Here is a 19,000-nt window from a genome sequence, read left to right as displayed (position 1 = left end):
GAGACAGTGGCGGCGGCCGGATCCTTCCGGCCGCCGCCGCACGTCGTTCAGCGCCGAGCCCGGACCGGGCCGGTCAGCTCCAGTCGCTGTTGACGTGGTTGTCCCGCCACCGTCCGCCCACCGGCGGGGTGTCCAGTCGCATCCCCTCGTCGGCGTTGCCGGCCAGGTCGTTGTCCTCGACCCGGCAGCCCACGCAACTGCCCCGCTCGGTGATCCACAGCCCGTGCGTCTGGGTCGGGTTGTCGTGGTTGTCCCAGACCCGGTTACCCCGGATGGTGGCCGAGTCGAACGGGGCGTCGATGGTGATGCCGGCCCGCAGCTTCGGTGCGGCGGCCAGCTCGTAGCCGCATCCCGGCGTTGGCACGTTCCCGCTCCACGCGGTGAACGCATCCGGGCGGACCGGGGCGAGGGTGAGTTCGTCGCCGGTGTTGGAGGCCACCATGGCGACGGCCTTCCCGACCCGCAGGACCTTGCCCCGGTGCCCGTCGTGCGGCCAGTTGGCCGACCGGTCCACCAGGCACCGCTCGCTGTAGCGAACGGCGTCGCCCACGCCCTCGGTGCCCTCGCCGTACTGCCGTCCGTTGTTGCGGATCCGGTTGTTGAGCAGCACCGCGTCGGTCATCTGGTGGTCGATCCGGACCGCGTCGAGGCCGTTGCCCCAGAACTCGTTGCTCTCGATCACCACGTCCCGGACCGAGCCGCGGTAGCCGCGCCCGAGGTCGTGGGCGTGATAGCCGTGCCGGCCGTTGCCGCTGATCCGGTTGCCTCGGACGGTGTACGGGCCGGGGCTGTTGCCGAGGCTGACCCCGTCGCACATGTTGCCGTCGATGACGCAGTCGGTGAGCAGCCCGCCCCGACCGGCCACCGACGAGGTGCCCTGCGCCGACACGTCGAACCCGGTCTCCAGGTTTCCGGTCATCGTGCAGGCGGAGACGATCAGGCCGTCGGCGCCCCAGTCGGAGATGCCGAAGCGGTTGCCCTGACTGTGGCAGCCGATGATGCGGTAGCCGCGCGGCGGCATCCAGTAGTCCTTCTGCAACTCCAGGAAGATGCCGTTGGTGCCGTTGGCCAGGGCGGTGCAGTTGGCGATGGTCAGCCGCTCCACCGCTCCCCAGCCGCCGATGCCGATTCCGATGCCGGCGCCGCCCATCTGCTCGCCGTTGTCCAGTCGGCCACAGCCGACCACCACCACGCCGTCGATCAGGGAGTCCTGAAGGAAGTCGCAGCCCAGCCCGGTGGCGGCGGTGTGGTGGATGTAGAGGTTGCGGAAGACGCCCCGCACCACGTACTGGAGGCCGAGGCCCTTGGCCAGGTAGTTGTACTCGGCCATGGCGACGCCGGAGCCGTCGATCTGGAAGTCGGAAAAGGTGCAGTCGGCGATGTGCCGGTCCCGGTCGGCGCCGTGCTGCACTGTGGTCCAGAAGGCCAACGGGGTGGGGTCGGCCCGGTTGCCCTCGTTGCTGAGCATGAACCGGGTCGCCGCCGGGCCGGCCCCGATCAGCGACACACCGCTGCGCCACACAGTGCCCGCGTCCCGGATCGAGTAGATGCCCGGCGGGCAGTAGATGACCCGGGCCCGCCCGTCCGAGGCGTACCCGTCGCCGAGGCGGTCCACCAGGGCCGCCAGCGCCGGCTGGTCGTTGGTAGCGCCGTCACCGGTGAGCCCGTACTCCAACGCGTCGCAGTACAGCGGCGCGCCGGCCGAGGCGGGCCGTCGTACCCGGACCGAGTTCAGTAGCAGCTCGTTCGCCACGGCCACGGGCGGGCTCCCTTCGACGCGTTCGGTGCGCTCCGGCGGGGCCGACTTCCCGGTGAGGCCGCGGAGAAACCCCGGCCCGATGACCATGCCGGGCGACCCCGGCCCGTTGACACCGCCGGGAGCCCCGGACGTGCGCCGGCCCCGGCGCCGCGCGGGCGACGCCGGGGCCGAGGGGGTACGCGTCAGACGGCGGCGATCAGCAGCGCCGGTCGCTCCACGCAGTCGGCGACGTGCCGCAGGAAACCGCCGGCCACCCCGCCGTCGCAGACCCGGTGGTCGAAGGTGAGGCTGAGCTGGGTCACCTTGCGGACGGCGAGCTGCCCGTCGACCACCCACGGCTTGTCCACGATCCGCCCGACCCCGAGCAGAGCCGCCTCGGGGTGGTTGATGATCGGCGTGGAGCCGTCGACGCCGAACACCCCGTAGTTGTTCAGCGTGAAGGTGCCGCCGGTCAGCCGGGCCGGGGGCAGGCTGCCGGCCCGCGCGGCGGCGGTGGTCGCCGCCAGTTCGGCGGCCAGCTCGGCGGTGGTGAGCCGCTGGGCGTCGCGCAGCACCGGCACCAGCAGCCCCCGGTCGGTCTGCGCGGCGATGCCGAGGTGCACCCCGGCGGACTGGACGATGTGCTGCGCCTCGGTGTCGACCCGGGCGTTGAGCTGCGGGAACCGGCGCAGACCGCTGAGGCAGATCCGGGCCAGCAGGGCCAGGATGCTCACCGGCGCGTCGGGCGTCGCCGCGTTGATCGCGGCGCGGGTCTCCAGCAGCCCGGTGGCGTCCACGTCGACCCAGATGGTCACCTCCGGGATCTCCCGCCGGCTGCGGGAGAGCTTGTCGGCGATCACCTTGCGGACGCCGGTCAGCGGCACGATCATGTCGCCGTCCCCGACCGGGGCCGACCCGACCTGCGGGTCCGGCACGGCGGCGAGCCGGGCGGCGGGCGCGGTCAGCGCGGCCTCCACGTCGGCGCGGCGGATCACGCCTCCGGGCCCGGTGCCCCGCACCGTGTGGAGGTCGACTCCGTGCTCGCGGGCCAGCCGCCGCACGATCGGCGAGATGACCAGGGCGGCGGCCGGCGATGCCGGGTCACCGGACGCGGCAGCCGCGCCGGACGGGCCGCCGGCAGCGGTCGGGCCGGCGTCGACCGGTTCGGGGGCCACCGCCAGTCGGGGCCGACGCCGACGACGGGTGGCGGTGCCGTGGCCCGTGCCGTACCCGATCAGCACGTTGCCGGAGCCGGCCCGCTCCTCCTCGCGGTAGGTAACGTGCCCGGCGGGCTCGTCGCCCCCGTCCAGCGGCGCGATGGTGATCAACGGCTGGCCGACCGGGCGTACCTCACCGGCCGCGCCGTGCAGGGTGACCACCCGGCCGGCGTACGGGCAGGGCACGTCCACGACGGCCTTGGCGGTCTCCACCTCGACCACGCTCTGGTCGACGGTGACCACGTCACCCACGGCGACCCGCCACTCGACGATCTCGGCCTCGCTCAGCCCCTCGCCCAGGTCGGGCAGGAGGAAGACCTGCGTCCGTTCGACGATGGTCATGCCGCCGCCCAACGCGCGTCCGGCTTGTCGTCCCACTGGAGGCGGGCCACGGCGTCGAGCACCCGGTCCACGCCGGGCAGGTGGGTGTGCTCCAGCATCGGCGCCGGGTACGGGATGTCCAGTCCGGCGACCCGCAGCACCGGGGCGTGCAGCGCGTGGAAGCAGCGCTCCTGCACCCGGGCGGCGATCTCCGCGCCGACGCCCGCGAAGCCGGGCGCCTCCTGGATCACCACGCACCGGCCCGTACGCCGGACCGAGGCGGTGATGGTCTCGTCGTCGAACGGCACGATGGTGCGCACGTCGACGACCTCCAGGTCCCACCCCTCCTCCCGGGCGGCCTCGGCGGCCTCCAACGCGACCGGCACCGCCGGCCCGTACGCCACCAGGGTGGCGTCGCGTCCGGGCCGGCGCACGACGGCCCGGCCGAACGGCTCGTTGCGGGTCGGCAGGGACGCCTCGGCGCTGGCGAAGTAGAGCTTCTTGGGCTCCATGAAGACCACCGGGTCGGGGTCCTCGATCGCCTCGCGCAGCAGCGAGTACGCGTCGTCGACGGTCGCCGGCGTGACGACCTTCAGTCCGGGGGTGTGCGCGTAGTACGCCTCGGACGAGTCGCAGTGGTGTTCGACTCCGCCGATCCCGCCCGCGTACGGCACGCGGATGACGATCGGCACGCTCAGCGCGCCCCGGGTGCGGTTGCGCAGCTTCGCCACGTGCGAGGCGATCTGCTCGAAGGCCGGGTACGCGAACGCGTCGAACTGCATCTCGACCACCGGGCGCAGGCCGGACATGGCCATGCCGACGGCGAAGCCGACGATGCCGGCCTCGGCGAGGGGGGTGTCGAAGCAGCGGTTCTCGCCGAAGCGGGCCTGGAGGCCGTCGGTGATCCGGAAGACGCCGCCGAGCGCGCCGACGTCCTCGCCGAAGACGACGACCCGGTCGTCGGCGGCGAGCGCGTCGGCGAGCGCGGTGTTGAGCGCCTTCGCCATGGTGGTGGCCATCAGGCGTCACCCTCCTCGGCGTGGGCGGCGGCCAGCTCGGCGCGGACCTGCTCACGCTGTTCGATCAGCTGTGGGGTGGGCTCGGCGTAGACGTGGTCGAAGAGGCTCAGCGGGTCGACAGTGGGCTGCTCGTTCATCCGGGTCCGTAGGTCCGCCGCGTACGCCTCGGCCTGCTCGGCGATCTCGGCGACCGTCGCGTCGTCGATCACGCCGCGGGCGCGCAGGTAGGTCTCCAGCCGGGCGACCGGGTCCCGGTCCCGCCAGGCGTCGACCTCGGCGCCGTCGCGGTAGCGACTGGCGTCGTCGGCGTTGGTGTGCGGCTCCATCCGGTAGGTGTGCGCCTCGACCAGGAACGGCCCCTTGCCGGCCCGGGCGTGGGCGACCGCGCGGGTGAGTACGGCGAGCACAGCGACCGGGTCGTTGCCGTCGACCTGCTCGCTGGGTACGCCGTAGCCGACGCCCTTGTAGGCCAGCGACGGCGCGGCGGTCTGCCGCGACAGCGGGACGCTGATGGCGTACTTGTTGTTCTGCACGAAGTAGACGACCGGCGCCTTGAACACGGCGGCGAAGTTGATCCCCTCGTGGAAGTCGCCCTCGCTGGTGGCGCCGTCGCCGATGAAGGCCAGCGCCACCGTGTCGCGACCCTGGTACGCCTCGCCGTGCGCCAGCCCGGCGGCGTGCACGCACTGGGTGGCGAGGGGGGTGCACTGCGGTGCGGTGTGCACCTCGGTGGGGTCGTAGCCGCAGTGCCAGTCGCCGCGCAGCAGGGTGAGCACCTCGACCGGGTCGATGCCTCGGGCAACCAGCGCCATCGACTCGCGGTACGTGGGGAAGACCCAGTCGGTGTCGCGGACCGCGAGCACCGCGCCGACCTGGCACGCCTCCTGGCCCCGCGAGGACGGGTAGACGGCGAGCCGGCCCTGCTTGGTCAGGGCGGTCGCCTGGGTGTCGAAGCGGCGGCCGAGCACCATCCGCCGGTACAGCTCGCGCAGCACCTCGGCGGGTGGTTCGGGGTAGTCGGCGCGGGCGGGCAGCGGCGTGCCGTTCTCGGCGAGCAGGCGGACCGGCTCGGCGTCCGGTAGCAACGAGCGCGCCGGGTCGGGCGGGGTGACCGTTCGACGGGTGCGCGGGGATGCCCTGCGGACCGCCTGGGGAGTGGTCGTCACGGCGGAACCTCCTGGGACGTGTGGTGAGCCTATGCTTCCGCTTGTGGATGATTGACTCAAGATCGACACAGAAGGCGGGACGGTTGGCATGCGGAGGGCACATCAGTGAGCCAGGAGACCGCCGACGAAGCGAGCCGGGGCGCGGGATCGGGACGATCGGCCCGAGCATTGGACGAGGTCGACCGGCGGATCCTCGACGAGCTGGTCCGCGACGGTCGGACGTCGGTACGCACCCTCGCCGAGCGCATCCACATCTCCCGCACCAACGCGTACGCCCGGGTGGAGCGGTTGCTCCGCGACGGGGTGATCACCGGGTTCCGCGCCCAGGTGGCGCCCGAGGCAGCCGGGCTGGGAACGTCGGCGTACATCGCCCTGACCATCGAGCAGAACACCTGGCGGGAGGTGTCGGCCGAGCTGGCCCAGGTGCGCTACATCGAGCACGCCGCGTTGCTCGGCGGTGACCACGACGTGCTCGCGCTGGTGCGCGCGCCGGACAACGCCGCGCTGCGCGACGTGGTGCTGGGCCGGGTGCAGAGCATTCCCGGGGTGCTCTCCACCCGCACCTGGCTGGTCTTCGAGGAGTTCGACGGGGTCGGCAGCCCCTGGGCGTGACCGGCAGCGGCTCAGCGCTCCGGCGGGGCCTCCAGCCCGTCGCGGTCGGCCAACTCCAGCAGCGGTTCCAGCGAGTGCCGGTCACCGTCCAGACCGGCGTGCGGGTCGCCGCGCTCGGCGAACCGGGCCGGCATGCTGAGCACGTCGAAGTCCTCCGGGCGGACCTGGTCCAGCTCCGACCAGTCCAGCGGCGCGGAGACCAGCGCCGCCGGCGTCGGCCGGATCGAGTACGCCGAGGTCACCGTGTGGTCCCGGGCCATCTGGTTGTAGTCGACGAAGACCGGCCGGTCCCGTTGCTCGCGCCACCAGGTGGTGGTGACCAGGTCCGGCAGCCGGCGCTGCATCTCCCGGCCCAACGCGAGCACCGCCCGACGGCAGTCACCGAAGCTCCACCGCGGCTCGATCGACAGGTAGACGTGCAGCCCCCGACCGCCGGTGGTCTTCGGATAACCGGTCATGCCCAGCTCGGCCAGGAACGCCCGCACCTCGTGCGCCACCGGCACCACCTGCTCGAAACCGACGCCGGGCATCGGGTCAAGGTCGATGCGCAGCTGGTCGGGGCGTTCCACGTCGGCGGCGGTGACCGGCCACGGGTGGAACCGCAGGGTGCCCAGGTTGGCGGCCCAGATGACCACTGCCAACTCGCTCGGCGCCACCTCGTCGGCGGTACGGCCACTGGGGAAGGTGATGTGCGCGGTCCGCACCCACTCGGGCGCGCCCGCCGGCAGCCGCTTCTGGTAGAACGCGTCACCCCGGTTGGTCTGCCGGGTGGCGATCGTCGCGCCCTCGAAGACACCACGAGGCCAGCGTTCCAGCATGGTCGGCCGATCCCGCAGCGCCCGTAGGATGCCCTCGCCCACCGACAGGAAGTAGCGGACCACGTCCAGCTTGGTCAGCCCACGCTCCGGAAAGTACGGCTTGTCGGGGCTGGAGACGCGGACCAGCCGCTCACCCACCCGGATCTCCTCCGCCGCCGTCGCCATCTGCCGAGGGTACGACGCGCAGGCACACCGTACGTCCATCGAACGGACACCCGTGCGGCGCGGCGGCGCGACTGTCCGGCGACGGCGAGGGCTGATGCACCTGCTCAGGTGATCAGCAGCACGCCCACCACAATCATTGGCAGCCCGACGAATAGGAAGATGCCGACGCCGGTGAGCACCCGGCCACCGTCGGCCGCCTCCCGCTCCGGTGCGGCACCGAAGGTGGCGCGCGGGCCGAGCATGCCCATCCGGCTCAGCGTCAGGTCGCCCGTCACGCCGATGAGCCCGCCCACCACCACCAAGCCGATGCCCAGCCGGTTGGTGTAGGCACCGCCGGCGGTCGCCACCCAGATCGCTGCCGCGACGGCGACCACCGCCCCGGTAATCACCAATATCAGGAACGCTTCCCGCAGACCTCGTACGACGGTCACCGTCGGCCCCCCCCTGTTGGCTGTCCAGCACATTGTTCCGCATCAACCCGTCGCGGCGCTGCCCCCGAAGGACGGCGGCGACCTGCACGGTCGTCAGGCGGCGTGTGATCGGCGGGGGCACGGTTACCCCGGTGGGCACCCGGGTAGGGGGTCGACATGGCGGAACTGGCAACCCTCTGGATCGTCCGGCACGGCGAGAGCACCGCGAACGTCGCGGCGACGCACGCCGAGGCGTCGGGCGCGGAACTGATCGACCTCACCCACCGCGACGCCGACGTGCCGCTCTCCGCGACCGGCGAGGAGCAGGCTCAGGCGACCGGCAGTTGGCTGGCCGAGCTGCCGGACGCGAAGCGCCCGGACGTGGCGGTCGTGTCGCCGTACCTGCGCGCGGTGCAGACCTCGCGGCTGGCGCTGGCCGGCACCGACATTCCCGTCCACCGCGACGAGCGACTGCGCGACCGGGAGCTGGGCATCCTCGACGGGCTGACCGGGCACGGGGTGCGCCGGCGGTACCCGGACGAGGCCGACCGTCGGGAGCGGTTGGGCAAGTTCTACTACCGGCCGCCGGGCGGAGAGTCGTGGACGGACGTGGCGTTGCGGCTGCGGACGCTGCTGGGCGACCTGCGCCGGGACCACGAGGGTTGCCAGGTGCTGCTCTTCGGCCACGACGCGCTGGTCTTCCTGCTTCGCTATCTGCTGGAGGGGTTGACCGAGGACGAGCTGATGGCGCTCACCCGGCAGGACGTGATCGCCAACTGTTCGATCACCGAGTGGTCGGCGGACGGCGACGACCGCCTGGCCCTCACCGCCTTCAACGATGTCGCGCACCTGCGTCAGCAGGGCGCCCAGCCGACCAGGGAGGACGAGATCCATGCCGAGCCGGTCTGAGGTGAAGGTGATCACGCCGGCGTTGCTGCGGGACTGGGCGCTGCCGGTGCCGGTCGGTGGAAAGGAGAGCCGGGGCACCGTGCTGGTGGTTGGCGGTTCCCGCTTCACGCCGGGCGCGGTGCTGCTCGCCGGGGTGGCCGCGTTGCGGGCCGGTGCCGGGGTGCTCCAGCTCGCCGCCGCCGAGTCCACCGCCGCCGCGCTGAGCATCCAGGTGCCCGAGGCGCTGGTGGTCGGTCTGCCGGAGACCGCCGACGGCGCGGTGGCCGCCGACCGGGACGGCCAGCTCGGCGAGCTGGTCACGCAGGCGGACGTGGTGGCCATCGGCCCCGGCCTGAAGGCGATCGACGAGACCAACCGCCTGCTGAGCCTGGTCCTGGAGGCGGCCCGTCCGGACACGTCGCTGGTGCTCGACGCGTACGCCCTCGGTGCGCTCAGCCACGCACCGGACCTGCTGGTCGGCTCGGGTCGGCCCGTGGTGCTCACCCCCAACGTCACCGAGGCCGGGCACCTGCTGGGGCGGGACCCGGGCGACGACCTGGACGCCGAGGCCGCCGAGTTGGCCGCCCGGTACGAGGCGGTCGTGTCGCTGTACGGGCACGTGGCCGCCCCGGACGGGCGGGGTTGGCGGGAGGAGAGCGGCGACGCCGGGCTGGGCACCTCCGGCAGCGGGGACGTGCTCGCCGGGTTGCTGGCGGGGCTGCTGTCGCGGGGTGCCGACCCGGCGCAGGCGGCCTGCTGGGGCTCGTTCGCGCACTCGGTGAGCGGCCAGCGGCTGATCCCCCGCTACGGCCGGATCGGCTTTCTGGCTCGGGAGTTGCTCGACGAGATCCCCCGCACCCTGGCGATGGTGTGAGGCGGTTTCACCTGTTTCCGCGTTCGGCGTCGGGGTACCGGAACCCCACCAGCCGAAACTTTTCAGGGAGGTCAGACCGGTGTCGACCGATGCCATCGTCCTGCTCAAAGAGGACCACAAGGAAATGCGCCGCCTGTTCAAGGCCTTCCAGGACGCCGAGGAGGGGCCGGCGAGCCAGCGGCAGAAGCTGGTGGACCAGATCCTGGAGGCGCTGACGGTGCACACCTATCTGGAGAACGAGGTGATGTATCCGGAGGTCCGTCGCCTCCTGCCCGACCTGGAGGACGACATCCTCGAGTCGTACGAGGAACACCACGTCGCCGACGTGCTCTGCGCCGAGCTGGCCAGCATGGACGCCGGCGACGAGCGGTTCAACGCCAAGACGACAGTGCTGATCGAGAACGTCACCCACCACGTCGAGGAGGAAGAGCAGGAGTGGTTCCCCAAGGTCCGCGACGCGCTGGGCCGCAAGCAGCTCCAGGAGATCGGCGAGAAGATGATCGCGTTGCGCGCGGACGCGCCGCGTACCCCCACCGCGCCGAAGGCGATCAAGAAGGCGCTCGATGCGGTGACGGCCTGAGGCACCCGCTCACACCGAAGGGCCCGGCGAATGCCGGGCCCTTCGGTGTGCACCGGGTCAACTGCCCGATCCCGGCTCGGCCATCCGGCGGTGCTGCTCGGACTTGAGCCTGTCCGGAATGATTTTGCCGGCGGCGGTCTGCACCTTGTTCATCAGCGAACCGGCGGTGATCGTCTGGTCACCCCTCATCATCGCCTCGAAGCCCTGCTCGGCGACCTTCGCCGGGTCGTCCTTCCTGCCCGAGCCCACCCGGGTGTCCTCCATGTCGGCCCGGCCGAAGAACTCCGTGTCGGTCGGCCCGGGCATCAGCGCGGTCACCGTGACACCGGTGTCCTTCAGCTCGTTGCGCAGCGCCTCGGCGAAGGACTGCACGAACGACTTCGACGCGTTGTAGACCGCCTGGAACGGCCCCGGCATGGTGGAGGCGATCGACGAGGTGAAGAGGACCCGGCCCGCGCCCCGCTCGACCATCCCGGGCAGCAGCCGCTTCGCCAGCTGCACCGTCGAGCGCACGTTGAGGTCGACGACCTCCAGTTCGTCGGCGAGGTCGGTGCCGCCGACGAAGGCGCCACCGGCGCCCCGGCCCGCGTTGAGCGCCAGCGCGTCCAACGGCCGCCCGGTAGCGGTGACGGCGGCCACCAGCTCCGTCACGCCCTGCTCGCGGGCCAGGTCGACGCGGACCGACCAGATCTGCGGGCCGCCGTCGCGGCGCAACTTCTGCGCGGCCACCTCGATGCCGTCGTCCTCGGCCGCGATGACCAGGTCGAAACCGTGCTCGACGAACTGCGCCGCCAGCTCGTACCCGATTCCGCTGGAGGCCCCGGTCACCAGGGCGAGCGGTCGGTGGGAGGTGGGTGTGGTCATGTTCTCGACTCCTTCTGTGCGAACCCTGGCCGCAGCCGTGACGGCGCGGTGGTCACCTACCGTGTGCCCCGCGACGCATCGCCCAATCACGTCGGCAGGGTCGCCTCCCGGAGGGCGGCCCGAACGGCCGGGCCCGGCCCGGTAGGATCCTCCCGGGCCGTTACTGGCGCGTGGGGATGGAGAACCATCGGGGAGCGGCCTCGTCACGTGGACGTTTGCCGAGCGCCTGGGCCTTCCCGCACGTCTGTTGGAGGTCGCATGTCCCGCAACGCCGAATCCACCGCATTCCGGAGTGCCCTTGAGGTGATCCGGGCTGTCGAGCCGCGGGTCGCCGACGCCATCGGCGCCGAGCTGACCGACCAGCGGGAGTCGCTCAAGCTGATCGCCAGCGAGAATTACGCCTCCCCGGCGACCCTGCTGGCCATGGGCAACTGGTTCAGCGACAAGTACGCCGAGGGCACCGTCGGCCGCCGCTTCTACGCCGGCTGCCAGAACGTCGACACCGTCGAGGCGCTCGCCGCCGAGCACGCCCGGGAGCTGTTCGGCGCCGCGCACGCGTACGTGCAGCCGCACTCGGGCATCGACGCCAACCTGGTTGCCTTCTGGGCCGTGCTGGCCGACCGGGTGGAGTCCCTCGCCCTCAAGAAGGCCCAGGTCCGCCAGGTCAACGACCTCACCGAGGCCGACTGGTTCGCGCTGCGCCGTGAGCTGGGCAACCAGCGGATGCTCGGCATGTCGCTGGACGCCGGCGGCCACCTCACCCACGGTTTCCGGCCGAACATCTCCGGCAAGATGTTCGACCAGCGCAGCTACGGCACCGACCCGACGACCGGTCTGATCGACTACGACCGCGTGGCCGAGGCCGCCCGCGAGTTCAAGCCGCTGATCCTGGTGGGCGGCTACTCCGCGTACCCCCGGAAGGTGAATTTCCGGATCCTGCGCGAGATCGCCGACTCGGTCGGCGCCACCTTCATGGTCGACATGGCGCACTTCGCGGGCCTCGTGGCCGGCAAGGTGTTCACCGGCGACTTCGACCCGGTGCCGCACGCGCACATCGTCACGACCACCACGCACAAGTCGTTGCGCGGCCCGCGCGGCGGCATGGTGCTCTGCCAGCCGGAGCTGGCCGACCAGGTGGACCGGGGCTGCCCGATGGTGCTCGGCGGTCCGCTGCCGCACGTGATGGCCGCCAAGGCGGTCGCGCTCGCCGAGGCCCGCCGGCCCGATTTCGCCGACTACGCCCAGCGGATCGTCGTCAACGCCCAGGCGCTCGCGGAGGGGCTGCTGCGGCGGGGCGCGACGCTGGTCACCGGCGGCACCGACAACCACCTGGTGCTGATCGACGTGTCCGGCTACGGGCTCACCGGCCGGCAGGCCGAGCAGGCCCTCCTCGACTCGGGCATCGTCACCAACCGCAACTCGGTCCCGCAGGACCCGAACGGCGCCTGGTACACCTCCGGCATCCGGATCGGCACCCCGGCGCTGACCACCCGGGGCCTGGGCACCGCCGAGATGGACCAGACCGCCGAGCTGATCCACACCGTGCTGACCCAGACCACCGCCGGCGCCAACGCCGACGGCACCCCGTCGAAGGCGAAGTACACGCTGGACGCCGGACTGGCCGACAAGGTCGCCCGCCAGGCCACCGACCTGCTGGCCACGTACCCCCTCTACCCCGGCGTCGACCTGAGCTGAGCCGACCGACTCGCGTCGATCATGGAGTTGTGGTGCCCGAACCAGGGCGGTTGGCGACTTTTGTTCACCACCACAACTCCATGATCGACGCGGACAGGGGTGGAGTTCCGGGCCCTCAGGCCATCGGGCGCTTCAGGTGGTAGCGGTGCACTTCGGTGCTGCCCTGGACGTTGTTGACGTCCTCGGCGGCGGAGACCAACTCCCACCCCTCCCGGCCGGCGCGGTTGAGGTGCGCGATGGCGGTGTCGCCGTAGGCGGTGATGTCCTTGCGGGACCCGTCCGGCGCGTACCAGACGAACGAGACGTGAAAATTGCGGCCCTGTCCCTGATAGCGACGGACGAGCAGGGCGTACTCCCAGGCAACCATGCGGCTTATTATGACCGTCCAACCAGGACGGCGGCACGCGGGTCGTCGCGCATTGCCATCTGATGAACGCGGTGTGTCAACCCGCCCGGCGAGCCAACTCGTCGGTGATCAGCGCCGCGAGGCGATCCAGCCCCACGTCGATCTGCTCCGGTGTGACAGCGCTGACCGACAACCGCAACGCGCACACCGGCGCGGTGTCGTCGTAGAAGTGCGCCATCGGCGTCCACAGCACCCCGTAGTCGCGCCCCGAGCGGTCCAGCAACGCGTCGTCGACGGGGAACGGCACTGTCACCACCACGAAGAACCCACCGGCCGGCACCGTCCACCGCACCGCCGACCCGTCCGGCTGGTCCGGCTGATCGGGGAAGCGCCGGGTGAGGCCGGCCACCAGGTGGCGCAGATTCCGGGTGTACGCGGACCGCTCCCTGGTGTTCGCGGCCACCAGGCTGCATCCGTGCTCCAGCAGCCGGCCGCCGATCACCGCCTGCGCGATGGGCGACGTGTTCACAGTGACCATGCTCTTGATCATGGCGAGCTGGTCGGCGAGCGGGCCGACCTGCCCGTCCGGGCCGGCCACCCGCTGGTCGGCGACGACGTACCCGACCCGTGCGCCGGGGAGCACGGTCTTGGCGAACGAGCCGAGGTAGACGACCCGCCGCCCGGTGTCCAACGCCTTGAGGGTGGGCGGGCGTGGCCCGTCGTCGCTGTGGAACAGGCCATACGGGTTGTCCTCCAGCAGCAGCAGATCCTCCTGCGCGGCCAGGTCCAGCAGCCGATGCCGGTGGACGGTGTCGATGCTGACCCCGGAGGGGTTGGCGAAGTCCGGCATGAGGTAGCAGGCGCGCGGTCGCAGCCCCGCCGCCCGGGCCCGGTGTACCTGGGCGGTCAGGTCGGCGAGGTCGACCCCGGCCGGCCCGCCGGCGACCGGCCACACCGGTAGGTCCACCAGCCGGGCCGCCCCGGTCAGCCCGACGTAGGTCGGGGCGACCGCGAGCAGCACATCGGTCGGCCCGGCCCGCAGCGCCCGCAGCACCAGGAACATCGCCTCCTGGCAGCCGACGGTCACCACGACGTCCTCCGGGTCGACGGTGATCCCCTCGTCGACCGCGAGGTTGCGGGCGATCAGGTGGTGCACGATGCCCTTGGTCCGGCCGTACTGGAGCAGCAGCCGGCGGGCCTGCTCGGGTCGGTGCCCCAGGTCGTCGACGAGGTGTCGGTGGAAGGTGTCCAGGTGCCGGTGCACCGCCGCGAGGTCGAAGAACTCCTCGTACGGCCGGCCGGCCGCGAGGGACACCGCCGCCGGATAGCGCTCGGACACCTCGTTGAGAAAGTTCATCGAGGTCAGCGCCGAATCACCCAGCGCGGGGTGCAGGTCGGCTACGGTCAGGTCGACCGGTTCGGCGGCGCTCACCCCTCACCCCACCCCGAGGGTGCGCAGCTCGCCGGCCGCGACCACGTCGGCGCAGCCGGCCAGGGTGAGCGCGTCGGTCAGCTCGGCGACGAGCAGCCCCAAGGCGTCCCGGGCGGCCGGTTCGCCACCGACGGCCAGCGCCCAGAGCAGCGGCCGGCCGACCAGCACCCCGGCCGCACCCAGCGCCAGTGCCCGCAACACGTCGGTGCCGCACCGGATGCCGCTGTCCAGCAGCACCTGGCAGCCGTTCCCGACCGCGCCGACGACCTCCGGCAGCATGGTGACGCTCGCCGGCGTTCCGTCCAGTTGCCGCCCGCCGTGGTTGGAGACGACCACCGCGTCCGCGCCGACCCGTACCGCCTCGGTCGCGTCGCGCGGGTCCAGCAGCCCCTTGACCACCAGCGGCAGGTCGACCTGCTCGCGCAGCCACGCCAGGTCCGCCCAGCGCAGCGCCGGCGCGAACGACGCGGCGGTGTGCGCGGCGATCGCGGACACCCCGGGGGCACCGGAGTGCGCCAGCGCGTCGCGACCGTCGGGGAGGTTCGCGGCGACCACCTCCGCCGGCAGCCGGAATGCGTTGCGCAGGTCCCGGGGACGTCGGCCGAGCACCGGGACGTCCACGGTGACCACCAGCGCCCGGCAGCCGGCCGCGACGACCCGGTCCAGCAGGTCGCGAACGAGCGCCCGGTCGCGCAGCCAGTAGAGCTGGAACCAGACGTCCGCGCCCGCCCCGGTGACCTGTTCGATGGGGGTGCTGCCCAGCGTGCTGGCCAGGTACGGGATTCCGGCCGCGCCGGCCGCCGCCGCCAGACCCAACTCCCCGTCCGGGTGCACCAGCCGCTGGTACGCCATCGGCGCCACCCCGACCGGCATGGCGTACCGACGGCCGAGCAGGTGCGTGCCGAGGTCGACGGTGTCCACCCCGCGCAGCACCCGGGGCAGCACCGCGACCCGGTCCAGCGCGTGACGGTTCGCGGCGAGGGTCACCTCGGACGCGCTGCCGCCGGCCAGGTAGTCCCACACGTCCGGCGGCAGCACGGCCCGGGCCCGCTCGGCGTAGTCGGCGAGCGACACGGCCGGCAGGTCGGCCACCACCCGCTCACCCATCGCCGGACCCGGTCGCGGCCACGCCGGCCGCCACGTCCGAGACCGTCGCACCCGCCAGCCCGAAGCGCTCGCGCAGGAAGGCCGCAGCGCTTTCCTGCGCACGCCGTCCGTCGGTGAAGGTGCCCGGCATGGCGAAGAACCCGTGGATCATGCCCGGGTAGTGCGCCAACCGGGTGGACACACCAGCGTCGCGCAGCCGCTCGGCGTACCGCTGCCCCTCGGCGCACAGGGGATCCAGCTCGGCGGTGATCACCAGCGCCGGCGGCAACCCGGACAGGTCGTCGGTGAGCAGCGGCGAGGCCAGCGGATCCTTGGCGTGCGACGGGTCGGCCAGGTAGTGCGACCGGTACCAGGCGACCGATCGGCGGTTGAACAGCGCCGGGTCGTCGTCCCCGGCCGGGTCGTCGCTCTGGTCGGTGTTCGGGTAGACCAGCAGCTGCGCGGCGAGCGGCGGCCCGTCCGAACGGCTGAGCAGGGTCACCGCGGCGGCCAGGTTCCCGCCGGCGCTGTCGCCTCCCACCGCCAGCCGGGTCGGGTCCACGCCCAGCTCGTCGGCGTGCCGGGCGATCCACGAGGTGGCGGCGTGGCAGTCGTGCACCGCCGCCGGGAAGGGGTGCTCCGGGGCGAGGCGGTAGCCGACGGTGATCACCTGACAGGGCACCGCGTTGGCCAGGCGCCGGCAGATGCCGTCGGCGGTGTCGACGCTGCCGAGTGTCCACCCGCCGCCGAAGAAGTACAGCAGTGTGGGCAGCGGACCCGACCCGGTCGGCCGGTACACCCGCAGCGGCAGCTCCCCCGCGGGGCCGGGGAACCGCTCGTCGCGTACCTCGGTCACCGGCTCGACAGCGCCGCCGCCGGCGCGGATCGCGGCCAGGTCCGCGGCGCGCGCCTCGGGAAGGGTCTGTGCGTACAGCGGCGGGGTGCCGGCCGCGGCACGGGCCGCCCGATAGGCCGCCACCTCCGGGTGCACTGCCATGTCGCTCCTATCCACCGGTGCTGACCAGCAGCTTGTCGATGCCGCGCAGGAACAGGCTGCCGCTGTACGTCGGCGTCTCGGTCACCGTCAGCGCGGGGAACCGGGCGAACAGCCGGGGCAGCGCGAGGCGGCCCTCCAACCGCGACACCGCCGCGCCGAGGCAGAAGTGCAGGCCCACCCCGAAGGCCAGCGACGGAGGGCCGGAGCGGTTCGGGTCGAAGGTGTCCGGGGCCGGGAAGCGGGCCGGGTCACGGTTGGCCGCCCCGATCATGATCAGCACGTTGTCGTCAGTGGCGACCGGTACGCCGTGCAGCACGGTGTCGGCCGGCGCGGCGCGGGCCAGGAAGTGCACCGGGCTCGCCAACCGCAGCACCTCGTCGACGCAGCCCTGCGCCAGCGTGGCGTCGGTGGGCAGCGCCGCGACGGTCTCCGGGTGGGCCAGCAGCAACGGCAGGCCGTTGCTGAACATGTAGACGGTGGTGACGAAACTGGCGTTGAACAACACGATCAGGTTGCTGACCAACTCCTCCTCGGTCAGCTCCACCTCCCCGGAGTCGAGCGCCTCGACCAGCGCGCTGAGCAGATCGTCCCCGGGCACCCGGCGGCGGTGCCCGAGCAGTTCCCGGTAGAAGGCCCGCAACTCCCGCGCGGCGGTGTTGGCCGCGGCCAGCCGCTGCGGGGTCTTCCCCGCCACGTCCAGGAACTCGTCGATCCACTCCACCCGCTCGCGGTACCACGGCAACTCGGCGGCCGGGATGCCGATGAACTCGGCCATCACCAGGGCCGGAATCGGGTACGCGAAGTCGGCCACGAAGTCGACGAGGCCCTTCCCGGCGTCCGCCATCCGGTCCAGCAGCTCGTCGACCACCCGAAGGATCACCGGTTCCAGCGCGCCGAGCCGGCGCGGCGTGAAGGTGCGCGAGAAGACGTGTCGCATCCGGGTGTGATCGGGCGGGTTGACGAACATCATCGAGGTCTGGAAGGTTCGCAGGATCTCCTGCTCCTCCCAGCCCGGCGGCGGCTGTTTCGTCCACTCCGGATCGCGCAGCAACCCGTCGACGAGGTCGTAGCCGACAGCGACGGCGGCCACCGTCCGGTGCTCGGCGCGCGCCGGCACCGCGCTGATCGGGCCGAGCCGGTGCAGGTCCGCGTACCACGGGTACGGGTTCTGTCTGCCCTGTTCGCTGTACAGGCCGGTGAGTATCTCCTCCACGTCCACGGCCAATTCCTCCCCAGGATGTCGGTGGCCGGGGGCAGCGGGGATCACCCGCCGCCCCCGGCAGTTGTCACAGGTCGAGCAGCCTCAGCGGTACGGCATTGGCCAGTGCCTGGTTACCGGCGTCGTTCGGGTGGATGTGGTCCCCCGAGTCGTACGCGGGCAGCAGTTGACTGGGCCGTGCCGGGTCGCGCAGCACCCGGTCGAAGTCGAGCAGCCCGTCGAACTCCCGACTGCCGCGCAGGTACGCGTTCACCGCCTGGCGGGTGGCCTCCTTCTGCGGCGTCCACACGCCCGGCGCGCCGTGCCCCTCGTACGGCGTCAGCGTGGCCACCAGGCTGGTCAGTCCGCGCTGCTGGAGCTGCTGGTTGATCTGCCGCAGAGTGCCGATGATCGCCTCGGGTGAGTCGTTCGACATCCAGATGTCGTTGATGCCCAGGTGGGTGACGACGGTACGCACCCCGGTCTGGGGAAAGACGTCCTCGTTGAGCCGGGCCGCCGCGTTCGGGCCGAGCTGGTAGTAGCCCGGGTAGTTGCCGTCGCCCGGCTCGGTGCCCTCGTGGTTGAGCCGGTTGCCGGCCAGGCTCAGGTTGAGCACGCCGGGGGTGCGCTTGTCCGGCCGGTCGGCGAGCAGCCGGTCGGAGAGCAGGTCCGGCCAGCGCCGGTTGGCGTTGACGGTGCTGCCGTTGCCGTCACCGATGGAGTCGCTGAGCACTACCAGCGCGCCGGGGCTGCCCTTGCGCTGCACGTCGACGCCGGAGAGGAAGAACCAGCAGCAGGTGGGACGGGTGGTGAACCCGGTGCCCTCGGCCGCCCCGGTCAGATCCCCGGCGCCGATGAAGTTGGCCTGCTGGGACTGCCCGTGGAACGTGGTCGGGCCGGTCGGCGTCGGGAAGTGCACTGTGACCACCAGGTCGCTGTCGTCAGCGACCGGGAAGGCCAACGGGTCGCTGAGCAGTTCGGCACCCCGGTTCATGGTCGCCGTGGCGGCACCGGTGAAGGTCAGCGGACGCACCGACGCCGCGTCGATGTCGGAGAGGTCGTCGGGGGTCGCGGTGTTCGGCCGGGCCACCGTGGCGCGGCCGACAGTCACCGCCTGCTCGCCGTAGAGGTTGCTCAGGCGGACCCGCAGCGCCGGGCCGCCCACCGACACGTGCAGGATCATCCGGACGCTCTGGTCGTTGAGACCGGTGTTGGTCAACCCGACCGAGTTGCCCCGGGTGACCGCGGTGGCCCAACTACCCGCCCACTCGGCGCGGTCGGGCCGGCTGGCGGCGGTGCCGGACGGGCCGGCGCTGGCGACGACCGCTGGTGCGCCGGCGACCAACAGCGCGGCCGCAGCGGCGATGACAGGCCATCTCTTCGGGGTTGCCGTTGCCATGGAACCTCCATCGTGTGGCAGCCCAGGGCCGTCCGCTGACGGCGCCCGCCTGGACGATGGTCCAGAAACCTAGCCGCAGCCGCTGACGGGCGTCAATCAACCTGATCGACGCGATCAAATGTCCGGCGGGCTGCTCGGACCGCCCGTCGGCACGGTTCCGACCAGCCGTTTCCCG

The 19,000-nt window shown here is 72.3% G+C and carries 18 protein-coding genes and 1 riboswitch; of the genes, 5 read left to right on the top strand and 13 right to left on the bottom strand.

The features are described 5' to 3' along the window. Positions 1-73 precede the first annotated feature (73 nt). The 4 genes from ABZS40_RS27480 to pdhA form a co-directional block, all read right to left on the bottom strand. Entirely contained in the window at positions 74-1,753 is a 1,680-nt protein-coding gene (locus ABZS40_RS27480) for a right-handed parallel beta-helix repeat-containing protein (RefSeq protein WP_354946402.1), read from the bottom strand. A gap of 188 nt (positions 1,754-1,941) precedes the next feature. Further along, the gene (locus ABZS40_RS27475; protein ID WP_354946401.1) at positions 1,942-3,309 is read right to left on the bottom strand and encodes a dihydrolipoamide acetyltransferase family protein; all 1,368 of its coding nucleotides are present in this window, start codon (positions 3,307-3,309) and stop codon (positions 1,942-1,944) included. Beyond that, a complete protein-coding gene (locus tag ABZS40_RS27470) occupies positions 3,294-4,298 on the bottom strand; it encodes an alpha-ketoacid dehydrogenase subunit beta (protein ID WP_354946400.1) in 1,005 nt (334 codons plus the stop codon). Before ABZS40_RS27470 ends, ABZS40_RS27475 begins: the two co-directional genes overlap by 16 nt. Further along, positions 4,295-5,494 carry a pyruvate dehydrogenase (acetyl-transferring) E1 component subunit alpha gene (gene pdhA / locus ABZS40_RS27465; protein ID WP_354946399.1) on the bottom strand — a complete coding sequence of 400 codons (1,200 nt, stop codon included), beginning with the start codon at positions 5,492-5,494 and terminating at the stop codon, positions 4,295-4,297. The genes ABZS40_RS27470 and pdhA overlap by 4 nt, the downstream gene beginning before the upstream one ends. Positions 5,495-5,566: 72 nt before the next feature. Here pdhA and ABZS40_RS27460 point away from each other — a divergent pair, with 72 nt between their 5' ends. Then, positions 5,567-6,073 carry an Lrp/AsnC family transcriptional regulator gene (locus tag ABZS40_RS27460; RefSeq protein ID WP_354946383.1) on the top strand — a complete coding sequence of 169 codons (507 nt, stop codon included), beginning with the start codon at positions 5,567-5,569 and terminating at the stop codon, positions 6,071-6,073. Between the two features lie 11 nt (positions 6,074-6,084). Here ABZS40_RS27460 and ABZS40_RS27455 read toward each other — a convergent pair whose 3' ends face one another. Together ABZS40_RS27455 and ABZS40_RS27450 are read right to left on the bottom strand one after the other, a co-directional pair. Next, entirely contained in the window at positions 6,085-7,056 is a 972-nt protein-coding gene (locus tag ABZS40_RS27455) for a DNA primase small subunit domain-containing protein (protein ID WP_354946382.1), read from the bottom strand. A 104-nt stretch (positions 7,057-7,160) separates the two neighbouring features. Next, the gene (locus tag ABZS40_RS27450) at positions 7,161-7,487 is read right to left on the bottom strand and encodes a hypothetical protein (RefSeq protein ID WP_354946381.1); all 327 of its coding nucleotides are present in this window, start codon (positions 7,485-7,487) and stop codon (positions 7,161-7,163) included. Between the two features lie 156 nt (positions 7,488-7,643). Here ABZS40_RS27450 and ABZS40_RS27445 point away from each other — a divergent pair, with 156 nt between their 5' ends. From ABZS40_RS27445 to ABZS40_RS27435, 3 genes are all read left to right on the top strand, one after another. Beyond that, positions 7,644-8,375 carry a histidine phosphatase family protein gene (locus ABZS40_RS27445; RefSeq protein WP_354946380.1) on the top strand — a complete coding sequence of 244 codons (732 nt, stop codon included), beginning with the start codon at positions 7,644-7,646 and terminating at the stop codon, positions 8,373-8,375. Next, positions 8,359-9,228, top strand: a complete 870-nt coding sequence (locus ABZS40_RS27440; protein WP_354946379.1) for an NAD(P)H-hydrate dehydratase — start codon at positions 8,359-8,361, stop codon at positions 9,226-9,228. The genes ABZS40_RS27445 and ABZS40_RS27440 overlap by 17 nt, the downstream gene beginning before the upstream one ends. A gap of 79 nt (positions 9,229-9,307) precedes the next feature. Continuing rightward, positions 9,308-9,808: a hemerythrin domain-containing protein gene (locus tag ABZS40_RS27435; protein WP_354946378.1), complete on the top strand. Its 501-nt coding sequence runs from the start codon at positions 9,308-9,310 to the stop codon at positions 9,806-9,808. 57 nt (positions 9,809-9,865) lie between these two features. Here ABZS40_RS27435 and ABZS40_RS27430 read toward each other — a convergent pair whose 3' ends face one another. After that, a complete protein-coding gene (locus ABZS40_RS27430; protein WP_354946377.1) occupies positions 9,866-10,672 on the bottom strand; it encodes an SDR family NAD(P)-dependent oxidoreductase in 807 nt (268 codons plus the stop codon). Positions 10,673-10,821: 149 nt separating this feature from the next. Beyond that, positions 10,822-10,911, top strand: a riboswitch (ZMP/ZTP riboswitch). Positions 10,912-10,930: 19 nt separating this feature from the next. On the opposite strand from ABZS40_RS27430, the gene ABZS40_RS27425 reads away from it, so the two are divergent. Continuing rightward, on the top strand, positions 10,931-12,367 hold the full coding sequence (locus ABZS40_RS27425; RefSeq protein WP_354946376.1) for a glycine hydroxymethyltransferase: 1,437 nt from the start codon (positions 10,931-10,933) through the stop codon (positions 12,365-12,367). Positions 12,368-12,482: 115 nt separating this feature from the next. Here ABZS40_RS27425 and ABZS40_RS27420 read toward each other — a convergent pair whose 3' ends face one another. From ABZS40_RS27420 to ABZS40_RS27395, 6 genes are all read right to left on the bottom strand, one after another. Further along, a complete protein-coding gene (locus tag ABZS40_RS27420; RefSeq protein WP_091397680.1) occupies positions 12,483-12,743 on the bottom strand; it encodes a hypothetical protein in 261 nt (86 codons plus the stop codon). A 67-nt stretch (positions 12,744-12,810) separates the two neighbouring features. Continuing rightward, positions 12,811-14,145 (bottom strand): PLP-dependent aminotransferase family protein, encoded by a 1,335-nt coding sequence (locus ABZS40_RS27415; protein ID WP_354946375.1) that lies wholly within the window; start codon positions 14,143-14,145, stop codon positions 12,811-12,813. Positions 14,146-14,148: 3 nt separating this feature from the next. Then, a complete protein-coding gene (locus ABZS40_RS27410) occupies positions 14,149-15,252 on the bottom strand; it encodes an alpha-hydroxy acid oxidase (protein ID WP_354946374.1) in 1,104 nt (367 codons plus the stop codon). Then, positions 15,245-16,228 (bottom strand): alpha/beta hydrolase, encoded by a 984-nt coding sequence (locus ABZS40_RS27405; RefSeq protein WP_354946373.1) that lies wholly within the window; start codon positions 16,226-16,228, stop codon positions 15,245-15,247. Before ABZS40_RS27405 ends, ABZS40_RS27410 begins: the two co-directional genes overlap by 8 nt. Positions 16,229-16,235: 7 nt before the next feature. Next, on the bottom strand, positions 16,236-17,447 hold the full coding sequence (locus tag ABZS40_RS27400) for a cytochrome P450 (RefSeq protein ID WP_354946372.1): 1,212 nt from the start codon (positions 17,445-17,447) through the stop codon (positions 16,236-16,238). 67 nt (positions 17,448-17,514) lie between these two features. After that, positions 17,515-18,792: an SGNH/GDSL hydrolase family protein gene (locus ABZS40_RS27395; RefSeq protein WP_354946398.1), complete on the bottom strand. Its 1,278-nt coding sequence runs from the start codon at positions 18,790-18,792 to the stop codon at positions 17,515-17,517. Positions 18,793-19,000: the final 208 nt, after the last annotated feature.

It is taken from the genome of Micromonospora sp. NPDC005324 (genome assembly GCF_040607155.1).
GTDB lineage: Bacteria > Actinomycetota > Actinomycetes > Mycobacteriales > Micromonosporaceae > Micromonospora > Micromonospora trifolii.
The sequence above is the reverse complement of the archived record's forward strand: the minus strand, read 5'-3'. Positions and strand labels throughout refer to the sequence as shown.